Annotated in this window: 12 protein-coding genes and 1 tRNA gene; 1 reads left to right on the plus strand and 12 read right to left on the minus strand. The window is 61.5% G+C overall.

The features are described 5' to 3' along the window. Nucleotides 1-204 precede the first annotated feature (204 nt). From clpX to ugpC, 11 genes are all read right to left on the minus strand, one after another. Nucleotides 205-1,656, minus strand: a complete 1,452-nt coding sequence (gene clpX, locus QZ079_RS00660; RefSeq protein WP_297033736.1) for an ATP-dependent Clp protease ATP-binding subunit ClpX — start codon at nucleotides 1,654-1,656, stop codon at nucleotides 205-207. Next, nucleotides 1,656-2,279, minus strand: a complete 624-nt coding sequence (locus QZ079_RS00665) for an ATP-dependent Clp protease proteolytic subunit (protein ID WP_291289809.1) — start codon at nucleotides 2,277-2,279, stop codon at nucleotides 1,656-1,658. Before QZ079_RS00665 ends, clpX begins: the two co-directional genes overlap by 1 nt. A 150-nt stretch (nucleotides 2,280-2,429) precedes the next feature. After that, the gene (tig, locus tag QZ079_RS00670; protein WP_297033742.1) at nucleotides 2,430-3,770 is read right to left on the minus strand and encodes a trigger factor; all 1,341 of its coding nucleotides are present in this window, start codon (nucleotides 3,768-3,770) and stop codon (nucleotides 2,430-2,432) included. Between the two features lie 95 nt (nucleotides 3,771-3,865). Next, nucleotides 3,866-3,949 (minus strand) — tRNA-Leu (locus QZ079_RS00675). Between the two features lie 187 nt (nucleotides 3,950-4,136). Beyond that, entirely contained in the window at nucleotides 4,137-4,727 is a 591-nt protein-coding gene (locus QZ079_RS00680; RefSeq protein WP_297033745.1) for a metallophosphoesterase family protein, read from the minus strand. Next, the gene (locus QZ079_RS00685; RefSeq protein ID WP_297033747.1) at nucleotides 4,724-6,658 is read right to left on the minus strand and encodes a BMP family ABC transporter substrate-binding protein; all 1,935 of its coding nucleotides are present in this window, start codon (nucleotides 6,656-6,658) and stop codon (nucleotides 4,724-4,726) included. The genes QZ079_RS00680 and QZ079_RS00685 overlap by 4 nt, the downstream gene beginning before the upstream one ends. A 140-nt stretch (nucleotides 6,659-6,798) precedes the next feature. Then, complete coding sequence (locus QZ079_RS00690) at nucleotides 6,799-8,994, minus strand: alpha-galactosidase (RefSeq protein ID WP_297033750.1); 2,196 nt, start codon at nucleotides 8,992-8,994, stop codon at nucleotides 6,799-6,801. Nucleotides 8,995-9,210: 216 nt separating this feature from the next. Next, a complete protein-coding gene (locus tag QZ079_RS00695; RefSeq protein ID WP_297033752.1) occupies nucleotides 9,211-10,056 on the minus strand; it encodes a carbohydrate ABC transporter permease in 846 nt (281 codons plus the stop codon). Continuing rightward, the gene (locus QZ079_RS00700; RefSeq protein ID WP_297033755.1) at nucleotides 10,056-10,928 is read right to left on the minus strand and encodes a carbohydrate ABC transporter permease; all 873 of its coding nucleotides are present in this window, start codon (nucleotides 10,926-10,928) and stop codon (nucleotides 10,056-10,058) included. Before QZ079_RS00700 ends, QZ079_RS00695 begins: the two co-directional genes overlap by 1 nt. Nucleotides 10,929-10,940: 12 nt before the next feature. Next, nucleotides 10,941-12,260: an ABC transporter substrate-binding protein gene (locus tag QZ079_RS00705; protein WP_297033758.1), complete on the minus strand. Its 1,320-nt coding sequence runs from the start codon at nucleotides 12,258-12,260 to the stop codon at nucleotides 10,941-10,943. A gap of 18 nt (nucleotides 12,261-12,278) precedes the next feature. After that, nucleotides 12,279-13,388: an ABC transporter ATP-binding protein gene (ugpC, locus tag QZ079_RS00710; RefSeq protein WP_297033761.1), complete on the minus strand. Its 1,110-nt coding sequence runs from the start codon at nucleotides 13,386-13,388 to the stop codon at nucleotides 12,279-12,281. Nucleotides 13,389-13,822: 434 nt separating this feature from the next. Between ugpC and QZ079_RS00715 the strand changes: the two genes are divergently transcribed. Beyond that, a complete protein-coding gene (locus QZ079_RS00715; protein WP_297033764.1) occupies nucleotides 13,823-14,677 on the plus strand; it encodes an AraC family transcriptional regulator in 855 nt (284 codons plus the stop codon). 224 nt (nucleotides 14,678-14,901) lie between these two features. Here the strand turns inward: QZ079_RS00715 and QZ079_RS00720 are convergent. After that, a partial coding sequence (locus QZ079_RS00720) for a hypothetical protein (RefSeq protein WP_297033767.1) occupies nucleotides 14,902-15,094 on the minus strand: 193 nt, incomplete at its 5' end.

The following is a 15,094-nucleotide window of genomic DNA, read 5'->3' on the forward strand; positions in this document are numbered from 1 at the left end:
ACACAAGTTGTAGCAACGAATCCGACGACCGTCGCGACATGGCACCTAACCGCCCGGCCCCATAGCTAAAAAATGCGGAAACCGTCACGAAGGGCTCTCTAAAGCTCTCTTCGTGACGGTTTGGACAATTTCTAGCAACGAGGCCAACGCAGAACGGCGAGCCCGGCGCGCTCACGGCCGGCGCGCTATCGGGCAGCACACGGCCTACGCAGCGATGCGACGGGGTTGCTCCTCTCCGCGAACGGAGGCAGCCGTCACGACGACCTTCGCCACGCCCTGCTCGCTCGGCAGGTCGAACATCGTCTGCTGCAGCACGTCCTCGCAGATGGAGCGCAGACCACGGGCACCGGTCTTGCGAGCGAGCGCGAGACGGGCGATCTCGGAGAGAGCGTCATCGTCGAACTCGAGCTCAGTGCCCTCGAGCTGGAACATGCGACGGTACTGCTTCACGATGGCGTTGCGCGGCTCGGTGAGGATCCGCACGAGGTCGCCCTCGTCGAGGGCTTGCGTACGCGTGATGACGGGCGTGCGGCCGATGAACTCAGGAATCATGCCGAACGCGTTCAGATCCTGGGGCAGCACCTGGCGCAAAAGGTCGTTCTCATCGGTAGAGGTAGGACCTGCGATCTCGGAGTTGAAGCCGATGCCCTTGTTGCCCACGCGGTCCGCGATGATCTTGTCGAGCCCCACGAAGGCGCCGCCGCAGATGAACAGGATATTCGTCGTGTCGATCTGCAGAAGCTCCTGCTGAGGGTGCTTGCGCCCGCCCTGCGGCGGCACGCTCGCAACCGTGCCCTCGAGAATCTTCAAGAGCGCTTGCTGCACGCCCTCGCCGGAAACGTCGCGCGTAATGGAGAGGTTCTCGGCCTTGCGCGCGATCTTGTCGATCTCGTCGATGTAGATGATGCCCACCTGGGCGCGCTCGATATCGCCGTCGGCGGCAGTGATGAGCTTCAAGAGAATGTTCTCTACGTCCTCGCCTACGTAGCCCGCCTCGGTGAGCGCGGTTGCGTCGGCGATGGCGAACGGCACCTCGAGAATGCGCGCGAGCGTCTGCGCCAGGAGCGTCTTGCCCGTACCCGTGGGACCGAGCAAGAGGATGTTCGACTTCGCAAGCTCCACGGAAGCAAGGTCGTCTGCGGGAGCAGCGTGCTTGCCGAGCGGTTCCACGGGCGCGGCGCCACTGCTCTCGTCGTGTGCGCCCTCGGCGGCTCCCCCCTCGAGCACGCGGCGGTAGTGGTTGTACACTGCCACGGACATGGCGCGCTTGGCGTCCTCCTGGCCCATCACGAACTGCGAGAGCTCGTCGTAGATCTCATGCGGTGTGGGGACACGACGGATGACCTGCTTTCTGGGCCCCTCATCTTCAACGACCTCAGCCTCTTCGACATCGGGCGCAAACGAGTTGCGGAACGAGTCGAACATGCGCGGATCGAAATCGGGATGCTCGGACATGAAATCGCTCGCGAGCGATTCCTCGAGGATCTCAACGCACGCGGCAACGCATTCATCGCAGATGTACGTATTCGTGGGACCCTTCACGAGCTTGCGCACCTGACCCTGCTCCTTGCCGCAGAACGAACAGCGGATGGGGCTCGGCGGCACGGTCTGGTCGCGCGGAGGGCGCGGCGGGTTACGATGGGTGTCCCTCGCCATTATTCAGCACCTTTCGAAGCATCCTCGCGAGAAGCGATGATGCGGTCCACGAGGCCGTAGGAAAGCGCGGCTTCAGCTCGCAGGTAATGGTCGCGCTCGGTGTCGCGCTCGACCTTCTTGATGGGCTGGCCGGTCGCATCGGAGAGGATACGGTTCAGGTTGTGACGAGTTTCCTTGATCTCCTGCGCGACGATCTCGATCTCGGTCTGCTGGCCGCTCGCGCCGCCACTCGGCTGATGGATCATAACCATGGAATTCGGCAGGCAGAAGCGCTTGCCCTTCGCGCCGCACGCGAGGAGCACCGCAGCCATGGAAGCAGCCATACCCACGCAGATGGTCGAAACGTCCGGCTTGATGAAGTTCATGGTGTCGAGAATCGCGAGACCGGAGTAGACCTCGCCACCCGGCGAGTTGATGTAGAGCGAGATGTCCTTCTCCGCGTCTTGGCTCTCGAGGTGCAGAAGCTGCGCGATCACGAGATTCGCGGTCACGGAGTTGATCTCTTCGCCCAGAAAGACGATGCGGTCGTTCAAGAGGCGCGAGTAGATGTCGTAGCTGCGCTCACCGCGCGGCGTCTGCTCGATGACGTAGGGCACGAGCGCGGAATCGATTCGGGAGATCATGCGGCTCCTTTCCAGTGGTTCGAACGTAGATTCCAAGAAACGCGTACGGTGGCCAGAGCCCGCTGTGCGAGGCCGACCACCGTACGATCGCGTTGGTTTACCGGTATGGAACGATACCCATATCGAACGAGGTTATACCGAGGGCGTGCGCTACTCGGCAGTCTCCTCGGCGTCCTGCTCCTCGGCAGCGCGGGCGGTCTCGTCGACCTCCGTCACCTGGGCGTTCTCCACGAGCCAGTCGCAAGCCTTCGAACGGCGGATGGAGTCGCGCACGGCGGGCATGCGGCCATCGGCGGTGAACGCAGCCTTGGACGCCTCGACGTCCTCGACGCCGGCGCGCTCGAACTCGGCGTTCACGTCATCCTCGGTGGCCTCGATCTTGAGCTCGCGAGCGAGCGCATCGAGGGCGAGCGACTCGCGGGCGACGTCATTTGCCTGCTGATGCAGGTCGGCGATGAACTGATCGCTCGTAAGACGGTTGGCCTGGAGCCACTGGTCGAGGCTCATGCCACGCTGGGAGAGGTTCGAGAGGAACTGCTGGCCGAGATCCTGGAACACGGACTGCTCGTAATCCTCGTCCATCTCCTCGAGCTCGAGGCGCTCGGCGAGGGCGGTCACGCAACGGCTCTCCTTGATGCCGGGAAGGCGCGCCTCCTTGTCCTGCTCGATCTCAAGCTTCACGGCGTCGCGCATGGCGTCGACGCTGTCGAAGCCGAACGTCTCCTTGGCGAGCTCGTCGGTGAGCTCGGGGGTGATGCGGGCACGGATGGACTTGACGGTCGCCTTGATCGCTGCCTCCTCGGCCTTTTCGCCTTCGGCGGCCTCAGGGGTCCAAGAGATCTCCTTGGACTCGTCGACCTTCATGCCCTTGAGCGCCTCCTCGACTGCCTCGGGAAGCGAGCCGGAGCCCACGAAGACCGCGCGACCCTCGCCGGCAAGTGACTCGGCGTTCTTGACGTCCTCAATATCGACCGTGAGGAAGTCTTCGGCCTCGACGCCGCGATCCGTGACGTCCTCGAACTTCACCTGATAAGCAAGGAGCATGTTCACCTGGGCGTCGATCTCGGCCTCGGTGACCTCGGCGGGCGGCATCTCGATGGAGACGGCGTCATAGGAGGAGAGCGACGGCATGGGACGAAGCTTGTACTGAACCTTGAAGGTGTAGTCCTCGCCGTCTTTCGCGAGATCGATCTCCTCGAGATCGGTGTTCTTGAAGTCGCCATCCTTCACGGGAACGATATCGAGCTCATTGATGATCGCGGGCGCGGCAGCGGAGAGGAGCTCCTCGGTGGCGTTGGCGTGCGCAAGTTCGGGACCCACGGCCTTGTCGATGACCGGACGCGGAGCCTTGCCGGGACGGAAACCGTGGAAGTTGTACTTCTTGGCGACGTCGCGGTACGCCTTCTTGACTGCGTTGTCGACGTCGGCGGCGGGGATGGTCACCGTCGCGGTCAGGATACCGTTCTCGACGTCAGAATGAGTGATGTTCAACGTTCCTCCTCTAGTACCTACCCAGCATAGCTTCAGGTGCTGGAACCTGTTCGTCCATGAGCTGCCTGCGCGCGGATGGCGCACGGCACCTGCGGTGGTGCGGGCGAAAGGACTCGAACCTTCACGGGAAGCCCACTGGAACCTAAATCCAGCGCGTCTACCAATTCCGCCACGCCCGCAATTCACGCACAGCTTTCGTATGATAGCAGATACCGCCTGCAAGCACACGGTAAAGCTTCTCCCGTGCTGGGCTCACACGCAGCCCCCACAACGACAGCCATCTGGCAAGGTTGGTACAAGGCACGCGTCGCTTCGGAGGCGTCACTTTGGGGACGGGTACGTTCGTGCCGCATGTAGTGTATTGGGCTACAGCTCGATGATCTGAGAACCGCAGGCGTTGATGACGCGCGTGCCGGACGGGTGGGCATGTTCGCGCTCGATACGTCCGTACTCCATGTGCACGTGGCCGTGGACAAGGATGCGCGGCTGGAGCATCTCGAGCGCTACGTTGAACGCCTCGAACCCCTGATGCGGGTAGTCATCCAAATCTCCGCAGCCGTGCGGGGGCACATGCGTCACCATGAGATCCGCTCCGCCCGTCCACTTCGCCCGCAGCGCAAGCTTGAACATGCGCCAACGCATCTCCTGCTCGGTGAAACCGTACACCCGATCGTTGTAGCGCAGCGACCCCCCGAGTCCCATGACGCGCACGCCCGAGCATTCAACGATCTTGCCGTCGATGGGCGTGCACCCGAGCGGCGGGTTTTCCTCGTAGCCCGTATCGTGATTTCCCGGAACATAGAGCAGGGGCACGTTCGCGAGCGTCACGATGGTCTCGAGGTAGCTGGCGCGCAGGTCGCCACACGAAACGATGAAGTCGATATGCCCGAGCTGCTCCAAGCCTGCGCAGGTCGTGAGACGGTCTTCCTCGGTATCCGAGACGGCAAGGATCCTCATGAAAGCGTCCCCTTGTGCGGCAACTTCTCGACATCGAGCGGGATGAGGCCGCTCACCTCAACTTTCTCGAGACCATCCCAGGAGAGCTCGCGCTGCTCGGGCAAACGTCCGACCACATTCGCGTTAAGCCAGCTCATGCGTACGATATCCTCGCTGGGCAGGCGTCCGGCTCCGTCCACCTGCACGATTCCTTCCTGGCTCATGAGCTCGCCGGCGAAGGGGTCAATGCGATGCGTCTGAATGGACTGGCGCAAGATCTCGATGAGCGTGCGCTGGCCGTAAGGTAGACCCTCGGCGAGCGCCACGTCGAGCACGCCGGCAGACATCCCCCACCAGTAGTTGAGCGACGCGCCGGAGACGGAAGCGCCCTGCCGTTTCCACGTCTGGTTGCGAATCGACTGCACGATGAGGCGATAGTAGCGCCCCCACTTCCAGATGGGCTCCGCGAGGTGCGTGGTCGAACCATCGTCCTCGACGCGATAGAGCCCCCACGGCTCATCGGGTTGAGTGGGATCGGCGTAGTCGCGCGCGGAGATGATGCGCACGTCCGCCTCCGCGAGCTCGCGCTTCCAGTCGTAGTCCTTCGCCGAGAACCATTTGAGGAACACGGTGACCTTGGGGTCGACCATCGCGGCGCCAATGGCGAAGGCGTTGATCTCGGAGACGCTGCCGAAGACCGGCGTCTCGGCCACATATCCCACGCGATGGTTGTCCGCCATACTCGCCGCGAGCGCTCCGAGCAGGAACTTCGCCTCGTAGAGCCTGCCGCTGAACGTGCGCACCGCGCTGTGCGAGAGGCTCACGGAGCAGTTGATGAACGGAACCTCCGGGTTCGTCACCGCGGCGCGCAGACAGGCACGCATCTGCGTGGGCGCGATCGTGACCACAAGGTCCGTACCAGCCGCGTCGAAGGCATCATCCTCTGCGCGGTTCTCGTAGGCGCGCGTCACGACCGTCGTGCCGAGCCGCTGCTCGAGTTTGAGTCTCCCCTTCTCGTGGAGCGCACACCAACCGTCCGTCTCAGGGCTCTTCTCGTAGATGAACGAGACGCGGAAGGGCTTGAGGGTCGCCACCTCCACGAGCCGCTTGAGCTCACCGATGACCGGTTTCTTGCCCGCTGCAGGGTCCTCAAGATAGGCGACCTTGCCGCCGTCGCGGGCGACGATGAACTCGTCCCAGATGCGCTCCACATGGCGCGCCACCTCGCTGGGCAGCGACGAAACCGCCTGCGTGAAGCCGAAGATCTTGAGGTAGACGAGAAAGGCGTCGCCCGAGCTCATGCCCAAGCGCTCGCCGCCCTGCTTGTTGAACGCCACGAGGAAGGAGTCGAAGGCGCTGCGCAAGTCGTGCACGGCGTCGTCTGGCCAGGGCTCATCGAGCGTGCGCCCCGCGAACGCAGCGAGCTTCGCATACGAGCCCTCCTCGGAAAGGACGATGCCGTAGATGGGAGCCACGCTGTAGAAGCGCATGAACTCCTGGTAGACGCGGTAGGCTTTGGAATCGGAGGGCATGGGCACCACGCGGATGACCTGCGCCGAGATCGTGGGCTGCCCCAGGTAGCGCAGGACCGAGACGCGTTTGTTGCCCTCCTGCACGTAGAAGCGCTGGAAGAACTCGTAGACAAGGACGGGATCGCGGATGCCCTCCTCGCGCTGGGAGTCGATGAGGTCGCTCCACTTCATGGCGAACTCCGACGTCGCCTCGGGCAGCGGCATGAAGTTCGTGGAGAAGCTGTTCTGACGACCGCGGGTGCGCGTGCCGGCGATGAGCGAGATATCGATCTCGGTGGTGCCGACGGGGATCTCGCCCTGGCACCCCTCGCCTTTCAAGATGTCGTCGAGCGCGGGAAGATACGGATAGCGGCCGGCTGCGACATCGACCTGCAGCTGCTTCATCGCGAGCTTGCGCGCTTTGCGATAATCGTCGAGCATGGGCGCTCCTTTCTCGTCGGGATGTAAAATAACCCCAGGGGTTTTAACATGCGCATAGCAGCGGCCAAGCAAGAAAGCACATCTTCAGCGCATGGTAAAGACCCTGGGGTTATTTTACATCCAAGACGTGCGTCCTATGGCTAACCGTCCACACGTTCGAAACGATACATGACGGCGGCGTTCGCCTCAAGCGTCACGGGCAGCGGGAAGCCCATATCCATGAGGGCATCTGCTGGGTACACCACGCCAGAATCGAGCTCGCGGTAGCGTGCGCCCAGGGTGAGGCCGCGCGGAACCACGTAGTTCGCCACCCCATAACCCTCGACCTCGAGCCTGACGGCACTCACCACGGCGCGCGCGCCGTCCTCGGTCACGTATTCCCACGCGCACACCGGATCTTGTTTGGGAGAACTCAAGCGGAAGAACAAACCTTCGCGCACGATGGACTCAATCTCGTGGTAACGGCGCACCTGCTCGCGAATATGCTCGCATGCCCGCTCGGGGAGCTCGAGCAGATCGAGCTCATAGCCGAACGCGCCTCCCTGCATGGCTGCAATGCCGCGCGTGGAGATGGGAACGTCGCGTCCATTGATCTCGTTCGGGCATGCCGAGACGTGCGCGCCCATAGCTGAAGCGGGGAATCCGAACGACGTGCCGTACTGGATCGTGAGGCGATTGATGGCATCGGTGTTGTCGCTCGTCCAGATCTGGGGCATGTAATACAGCATGCCTGCATCGAAGCGCCCACCGCCCGCGGAGCAGCCCTCGAAGAGGATCTTCGGATAGCGCGCCACCAAGCGTTCAAGCAGGTCATACAGGCCGAGCATATAGTCGTAGAGCACCTTGCCCTGGTCGTTCGACGCACGCGAGTACGTGTCCACGATGCTACGGTTGTAATCCCACTTCACGTACTCGATGTTCGCCTGGTCGAGCACGGCGCAGAGCTGCGCGAACAGGTTCTCGCGCACCTCGGGGCGCGAAAGGTCGAGCACGAGCTGATCGCGGCCGAGCACAGGGCCTTTGCCCGGCACGGCAAGCACCCAATCGGGATGCTCGCGATAGAGCTCGCTGTCCTCGCTCACCATCTCGGGCTCGACCCAGAGGCCGAACTTCACCCCGAGCGCGTTCACCCGCTCGACGAGCTCCGCGAGGGTGCCGCCGAGCTTCCCTTCGTTCACTGTCCAGTCGCCAAGCGCGCGCAAGTCGTCGCGACGCGTGGAGAACCAGCCGTCATCCATCACGAGCATCTCGATGCCGAGCTTCGACGCCTTCTCCGCGAGCTTCACCAGGCTCTCGCCGGTAAAATCGAAGTAGAACGCCTCCCAGCTGTTGATGAGTACGGGACGCGGCGTATCGCGCCACATGCCGCGACACACGCGCGTGCGGATGCAGCGATGGAAGTTCTGCGATACGCGCTCGATGCCGGCGTCCGAATACGTCATGATGACTTCAGGTGCCACGAGCTCTTCGCCCGGCTCGAGCGGATACGAGAAGCGGTCGTCGGAAAGACCCATCTGGAAGCGCGTCTGATCGAACTGCTCACCCGTCACCTGCGCTTCGAATCCACCGCTGTACACGAAGTTCATGCCCCAGGCGCGACCCGTAGACTCCGTGGCCGTGTGGTCGCACAACACGAGCACCGGGCTGTATTGGTTCGACGACATGCCGCGACGGCTTCCCACGGAAAACGAGCCGTGCCCAACGGGATGCCGGTCGGGCATGCGCTCCATGGCATGCCTACCGTAAAACGAGATGACGTCGAACTCGCCGTGCACGAAGTCGAGACAGGCAGACTGCGCCCTGTCGACGGTGATGCGCCCCGCGCCCTCGTTCTTAATCACCGCCGCACGCGTGATGACATCGAGCTCAGGCATCACGCCGTAGAAGAGCTCGACCACAAGGCCTAGGCGTGCGTCGCGCAGGCGCACCACGAGGGTCTCGGCGCCGTCGGCCTCATCATCGCTGTACACAGCGGGAAGCCCAGGCAGGCCATACTTCCCCGGACGAATCTCGTAGCCTGCATAGCGCAGGTCGCATCCGAAGGCGCCGCTCGCGTCGCGCACGGAAAGCAAGGGGCTGCGCATGTCGCCCGCCCCTTGAAAGGGAAATTCCTGCGGCAGCACGTCGAGTGAATACGTGCGGTCGTGCACGTCATAGGGGCACCCGCACATGCCGCTGCGGTCCGCGTACGTCACGAGGTAGGCCATGTACCCGTCCGTACGTGCGCCATAGTACAGATGCAGCAGGAAGCCATAGGAATCCGCCTGCATCTGATAGGTCGTGGAACGGGTCGAGAGCGTGAAGACCCGGGTCGAGGCATCGAAGCTTATGGACATGGTCGCAGCCTTTCCAACACGCAGGGTTGACGTGCGAAGCCCCGACCGAGCACGCGCCGGGTCGGGGTCGCAAACAGTATACGTAAAAACCGCCCTGCACCTGCCCGCAACCCATCACGTCCACCTCTTCCGCCAGATGCTTACGCCCATGAGCGGTATCTGGCGGAAAAGGCGAGCCGTGAGAAGGAGGCGGGTACTACGGTGCGAACAAGAGGGCTACTTCACCGCACCATTCGTGACACCGCCGATGACCTGCTTCTGCGCGAAGATGTAGAAGATGATCATGGGCAGCATCGCGAGGAGGTACGACGCGAACGCGAGCGAGTAATCCGTGCCGAACGCCGTCTGGAACGTCATCTGCGCGAGTGGCAGCGTGTTCACGCCCGAGCCACCCATGATGACGAGCGGGGTCATGACGTCGTTCCATACCGCCAACCCAGTGAGCACGGCCACGGTGGCGTGCATGGGCTTCATGATTGGGAAGATCACCTTCCAGAACGTCTTCCACGTGCGGGCACCGTCCACGCGCGCCGCCTCCTCGAGCGCTATAGGGATGTTCCGCAGGTAACCGGTATAGAGCATGACGTTCATAGGCATGTAGAACACGATGTAGAGGATCATGACTCCGAACATGTTGTCGAGGTGCAGCACCGCAGTCTGCTTGACGAGCGGCATCATGAGGATCGCGAACGGCACGTACATGCCGGCGACGATGAAGTAGTACGAGAGCTTGAAGGGCCTCTTCTCCATGTTGCGCCCGATGGCGTACGCCGCAAGACTGTGCACCACGATGGACACGACCACGGCGACGACCGTGATGATGAGCGAGTTCATGAACGTCACAAAGAAGTCCGTCGCCTCGATGGCCTCGACGAAGTTCGCGAAGTCCCAGCGTTCGGGTAGCGTGAAGATCTCAAGACCCATGGGGTACTGCTCTGCAACGGCGATGCGAACCGCCATGTAGAGCGGGAAGACGATGGTGATCGCAGCGAGTACGATCAAGGTGATGGTGATGGGCCAATTGACCCGTTCCTTGACCTTCACCTCAGAAGTCCGTGCCATTACAGCTGCTCCTCCCTGCTATTCAAGAAGCGCGTCTGGATGATAGAGATCGCGGCGATGAGGATGAAGAAGATCACCGCGTTTGCGCACTGGAAGCCGAACTGCCCGCCCGAGAGACCGTTGTTGTAGATGAGGTAGGAGATGGACTCGGTGGACTGCGAGGGGCCGCCGCTCGTCATAGCGACGATCTGGTCGAAGACCATGAGCATGTTCTTCATAACGAGCACCATATTGGTGGTGATGGAGGGCATGATGAGCGGAAGCGTGATGTAGCGAAACTTGTTCCACCCCTTCGCGCCGTCGAGCGCGCCGGCCTCGTAAACATCCTCTGGCACCGAGGAGAGACCGGTGATGTAGATGATGGTCGTCTGCGCGCAGCTCTGCCACACGAGCACCACCACGATCGCGATCCACGCCCAGGTTGGGTCGCCGAGGATCGTGTAGTCGGTATTGAAGAACGCCGGGATGAGCCAAGTGAATAGGAACTGGAACACGTAGCCCACGACGAGCGCGCCCAAGATCTGCGGCACGAAGAAGAGCCCTCGCAGCGCGCTCTTGAACTTGATCTTGCTCGAGAGCGCCATGGCGAGCATGAGCGAGATCACGTTCGTCAAGATGGTGGCCACGACGGCGACCTTGAACGTGAAGAGGTACGAGTTGAGCACACGCGTGTCGGTGAACAGGTCCGCGTAGTTCAGCAGACCGACCATATTGAAGGCACCATAGCCCTTCGAGTCGGTGAAGCTGTAGAAGAATCCCGTGATGAGCGGGTAGGTGTTGAATGCGACGAACAGCACGAGCACGGGGATGAGGATCGCATAGAACGTCTTCATGCGGCTCGAGCCGACTTTGCTCTTAGCAAGGCTTGCCATTACCTCTCCTCCTTATCCTTGGCTCGCTTCGTAGTCTTGTACTTTGCGGATGACGTTGCGGTTGTAGCGCTGCCAATCCGAATCGAACTTCGTGAGGAAGCGCTCGATGATCTCATCCTCGGTGCCATCGTTATCCTGGAGCATCGTCTGCAGCTGCGCATCGACCGCCATAGCGCTCTGATAGCTGTGGTCGAGGTAGTCGAGAACGCGTCCCTCGTCGAGCCATGGCCTGATGTCGTCGAAGAGCGGATCGAGATCGAAGTCGCCCTCGACGCATGGGATGGCGCGCTGGTCTTCGATGTAGGTTTGCAGATACTCGGGTGAGCTCAGGAAGTCAAGCACCTCGTAGACGGCATCCTTGTGCTCACAGGTCTCGGCGACGCACCACTGCAGGTCGACGCCGGACACCACGATGCGGTCGTCGGGGTTCTCCGCCGAGGGCATGGCGAACATGCCGACCTCGATATCCGTGCCCGCGCGCATGATCTGCGGCACCGCGAAGCTGCCGCAGGGGAACATGGCGGACATGCCGTTGCCGAAACGCGTGCAGGCGTCGTTGTACTGGATGGAGAACGGGCCAGGGTCGCCGATGGTGGTCTGACTGTACTTGAGCATCTGGCGCATGCGGCGCGCGGGCTCGCCGTAGTAGTCGGCGAACTTCGCCTCACCAGCGTTCACCAGGCGCGCGAGGTCACTCGGCACCATGTTCACCGTGATGGAGTTCCAAGGCGAGAGGATGGTCCAGGTGTCGGCATAGCCCAGATAGAACGGAGCGACCTCGCCCTCCGCCACGATCTCGTCGCAAAGCGCGATAAGATCGTCCCAGGTCTGGGGAATCTCCCAACCCTTCTGGGCGAACATCTGCTTGTTGTAGAGCATGCCGGCAGCGTTCGCCACATAGGGCACGCCGTAGATACCATCCATGGGCACGTAGGTCACGCTCTTCAAGATGTCGACGTAGGCGGGGTTCACGTTCTCAAGGCCGGTATAGTCGCTCACGTCGGCGAGAATCTCGGAATCGACGAAGCTCGCGTAATCCGCGTCGCCGCCGATGCCGATCACGTCCGGATAGTTCTCGCGCACGAAACGCGTCTTCATGACGGTCACAGCGTCCGCCGGACTCTGGAGGTTCAGATAGATGTCGTCGTGGCTCGCGTTGAAGTCGGCCATGATCTGCTCGAAAATCGAGACCGCTTCCTGCTTATAGCTCACGATCTCGACCTCGACCTTGCCGTCAGGGCGCTCGTGCGCACAGCCGGAGAACATGAGCGACGCCGCGCCTGCTGCCGTAAGCCCCAGAAGCGAGCGCCGCGAAATGGGTTTGTTCAGCATCTCTGCTCCCCTCTTAGGCTAATGGACGATGGCCAGCTCGGTCTCTTTATCGAACACATGGAGCTTGTCCATGTCGAATGCCACGCGCACGCGGCTACCGGTGCGCACCGGGTTCGTTGCGGAGAGATGTGCGGAGATGGTGCCGCCGTCCACATCGCCGTAGATCATGGCCTCGGCACCCAGGAGTTCGTAGACCGTAACGACGGCGTCGATCGTTTCGGAGAGGTTCTTGTCATCGGCATGCTCGTGCTCCTCGATGACGTCTTCGGGTCGGATGCCCGCGACGACGACCTTACCCGCATACGGCTTGAGCACCTCAGCCTTAGATTCCGGCACGGTGATGACGTTCGACCCGAAGGTGAGCGTGATCTTGCCGTCGGCCTCCCCGACGGTGGCATCGATGAAGTTCATCTGCGGACTGCCGATGAAGCCTGCCACGAACAGGTTGCAGGGCTCGGCGTAGAGCTTGGATGGCGTGTCGACCTGCTGCATCACGCCTTCCTTCATGACCACGATGCGGCTGCCGAGCGTCATAGCCTCGGTCTGGTCGTGCGTGACGTAAATGATCGTGGCGCCGAGGCGGTCATGCAGCTTGGAGATCTCGGCACGCATCTGCACGCGAAGCTTGGCATCGAGGTTCGAAAGCGGCTCGTCCATGAGATAGACCTTCGGCTTGCGCACGATGGCGCGACCCATGGCGACGCGCTGGCGCTGGCCGCCGGAGAGGGCAGAGGGCTTGCGATCGAGCAGCTTCTCGAGATCGAGGATACGTGCGGCTTCGTGCACGGCCTTATCGATCTCGGCCTTGTCGACCTTGCGCAGGCGCAGCGGGAACGCCATGTTCTCATAGACGGTCATATGCGGGTAGAGCGCGTAGTTCTGGAAGACCATGGCGATATCGCGCTCACTGGGTTCCACGTCGTTCACCACGCGGCCATCGATCTTGAGGGTACCGGAGGTGATGTCCTCGAGGCCGGCGATCATGCGCAGCGTTGTTGATTTGCCGCAGCCAGAAGGCCCGACGAAGATGATGAATTCCTTGTCGGCGATCTCGAGGTTGAAGTCTTTCACCCCCTCATAACCGTTGGGGTACTTCTTGCCTACGTGTTCGAGCGTGAGTCCTGCCATCGAGCTTCCCCTTCCAACGCGAGCTCCTGCCCTGCTTTGACGTGGCGATAGACAAAGCGTATGAACCCATAGTAGGAACTATCTTTATGCTAGGTTATCCTCTTATTTGTACATACTATTTGTACTAGTTCGTGTTTTTGCTGATAGAGCAATATATTTCATTATGTCTAGTTTGATTTGTTTTCGCCGAACGGTCGAAATACGGTCTTCAGCGGCATCTCTATACATCTCGCACACACGCGTTCCAAGAGACGCTTTATACTTTTCTTACGACGTAGAGCTGCGCGTTTAGGACATTGTCCCTTTAATATACCTATATGCTATATCTATAGATTAGTTTTATATCACTATTAGACTGGTCACGCATTTTGGTATATACTGAGCTCACTGTCAAAACGCGCGCACTCGAACAGGAATGCAACATGGAGGCTGCCATGCGCCCACATGAAATCGAGTTCTCGACCTTCGAAGGCGGCGTCTTCACCGATCTCATGCCCTACCAGTATGGGCGAGAGGTTTGCACGCCCGGTCACGCCTTCGGCCCGGCGCGGAGGAGCCATTACCTGTTCCACTTCATCCTTGCTGGCCGCGGCACGCTCACGGCGGCAGACGATGCCGGAGCGTCCAGGGTACATGAGCTCCATGCAGGCGAGGGTTTTCTCATCTTCCCCGGTCAGATCACGACCTACGTCGCCGACCTTGAGGATCCGTGGGAATACACTTGGATCGAGTTCGATGGTGCGCACGTCAAGACGCAGCTCGACCGCGTGGGGCTCTCCCCCGCCTCGCCCGTGTACGAAGCGCAGGATGCGGAGCGCTGCAAGCAGATGGTCGCCGCAATGAGGAGTCTCCTCGATCACCGAAGCGCCTCGCAATTCTACCTTGAGGCGTGCACGTACCTGTTCTTTGACGCCTTCCTCGCCTCGATCAAACCGCATCGCGCGAACTCAGCGAGCCGTCTGCACAGCTTTTACGTAGACAACGCGCTCGCCTACATCGAACAGAACTACCAAAACGATGTCACTGTCGAGGACATCGCGCGTAACGCCGGACTCAACCGAAGCTACTTCGGCAAGGTTTTCCGCGACGCGATGGGCGTCTCACCGCAGCAGTTCCTCATCGGATACCGCATCGAAAAGGCATGCGAGCTGCTTAAGCTCTCGAATCTCTCTGTGGGAGATGTCGGACGCGCAGTTGGCTATCCCAACCAGCTTCATTTCTCACGCGCATTCAAGAACGCCTGCGGTGCCTCTCCCCGCGCATGGCGCCAGGAGCACGCGCAACGGTAACCCGCCGTCTACTCCTCCGGCGCGCGCGTGCGGACAACTCAACCGTTGTCAGCCCATGAACAACGTTCAATCAATCTCCCCCGAAGAACTCTTGCCCTCCCCCGAGCGGCGGAGCGTGCATTGTCCCGGCGCAGTTCCGCAGGAAGAGCCCCACAGGGGCTCTTCCGAGGACTGTCTGAGCACGGGACAATGCCCGCTCCGCCGCTCGGGGGAGGGAGTTCCTCTCACCAGCCGCGCTTCTTCCAGAAGAAGCCCCATGCCGGGAGCTCGACCGTGGCGATGTCCTCGCGCTCGCCGGCGAGAAGATCGACGTACCCCCCTGCCTCGGGCATCCAGACGGTCTTCGGCATGTCACTGAAGTTGAACACGGCGTGCAGCGTCTCGCCACCGCACTCGCGCACGGGCCAGAGTATCGCC

Origin of the sequence: uncultured Enorma sp. (assembly GCA_905210055.1) — a bacterium.
Lineage (GTDB): Bacteria > Actinomycetota > Coriobacteriia > Coriobacteriales > Coriobacteriaceae > Enorma.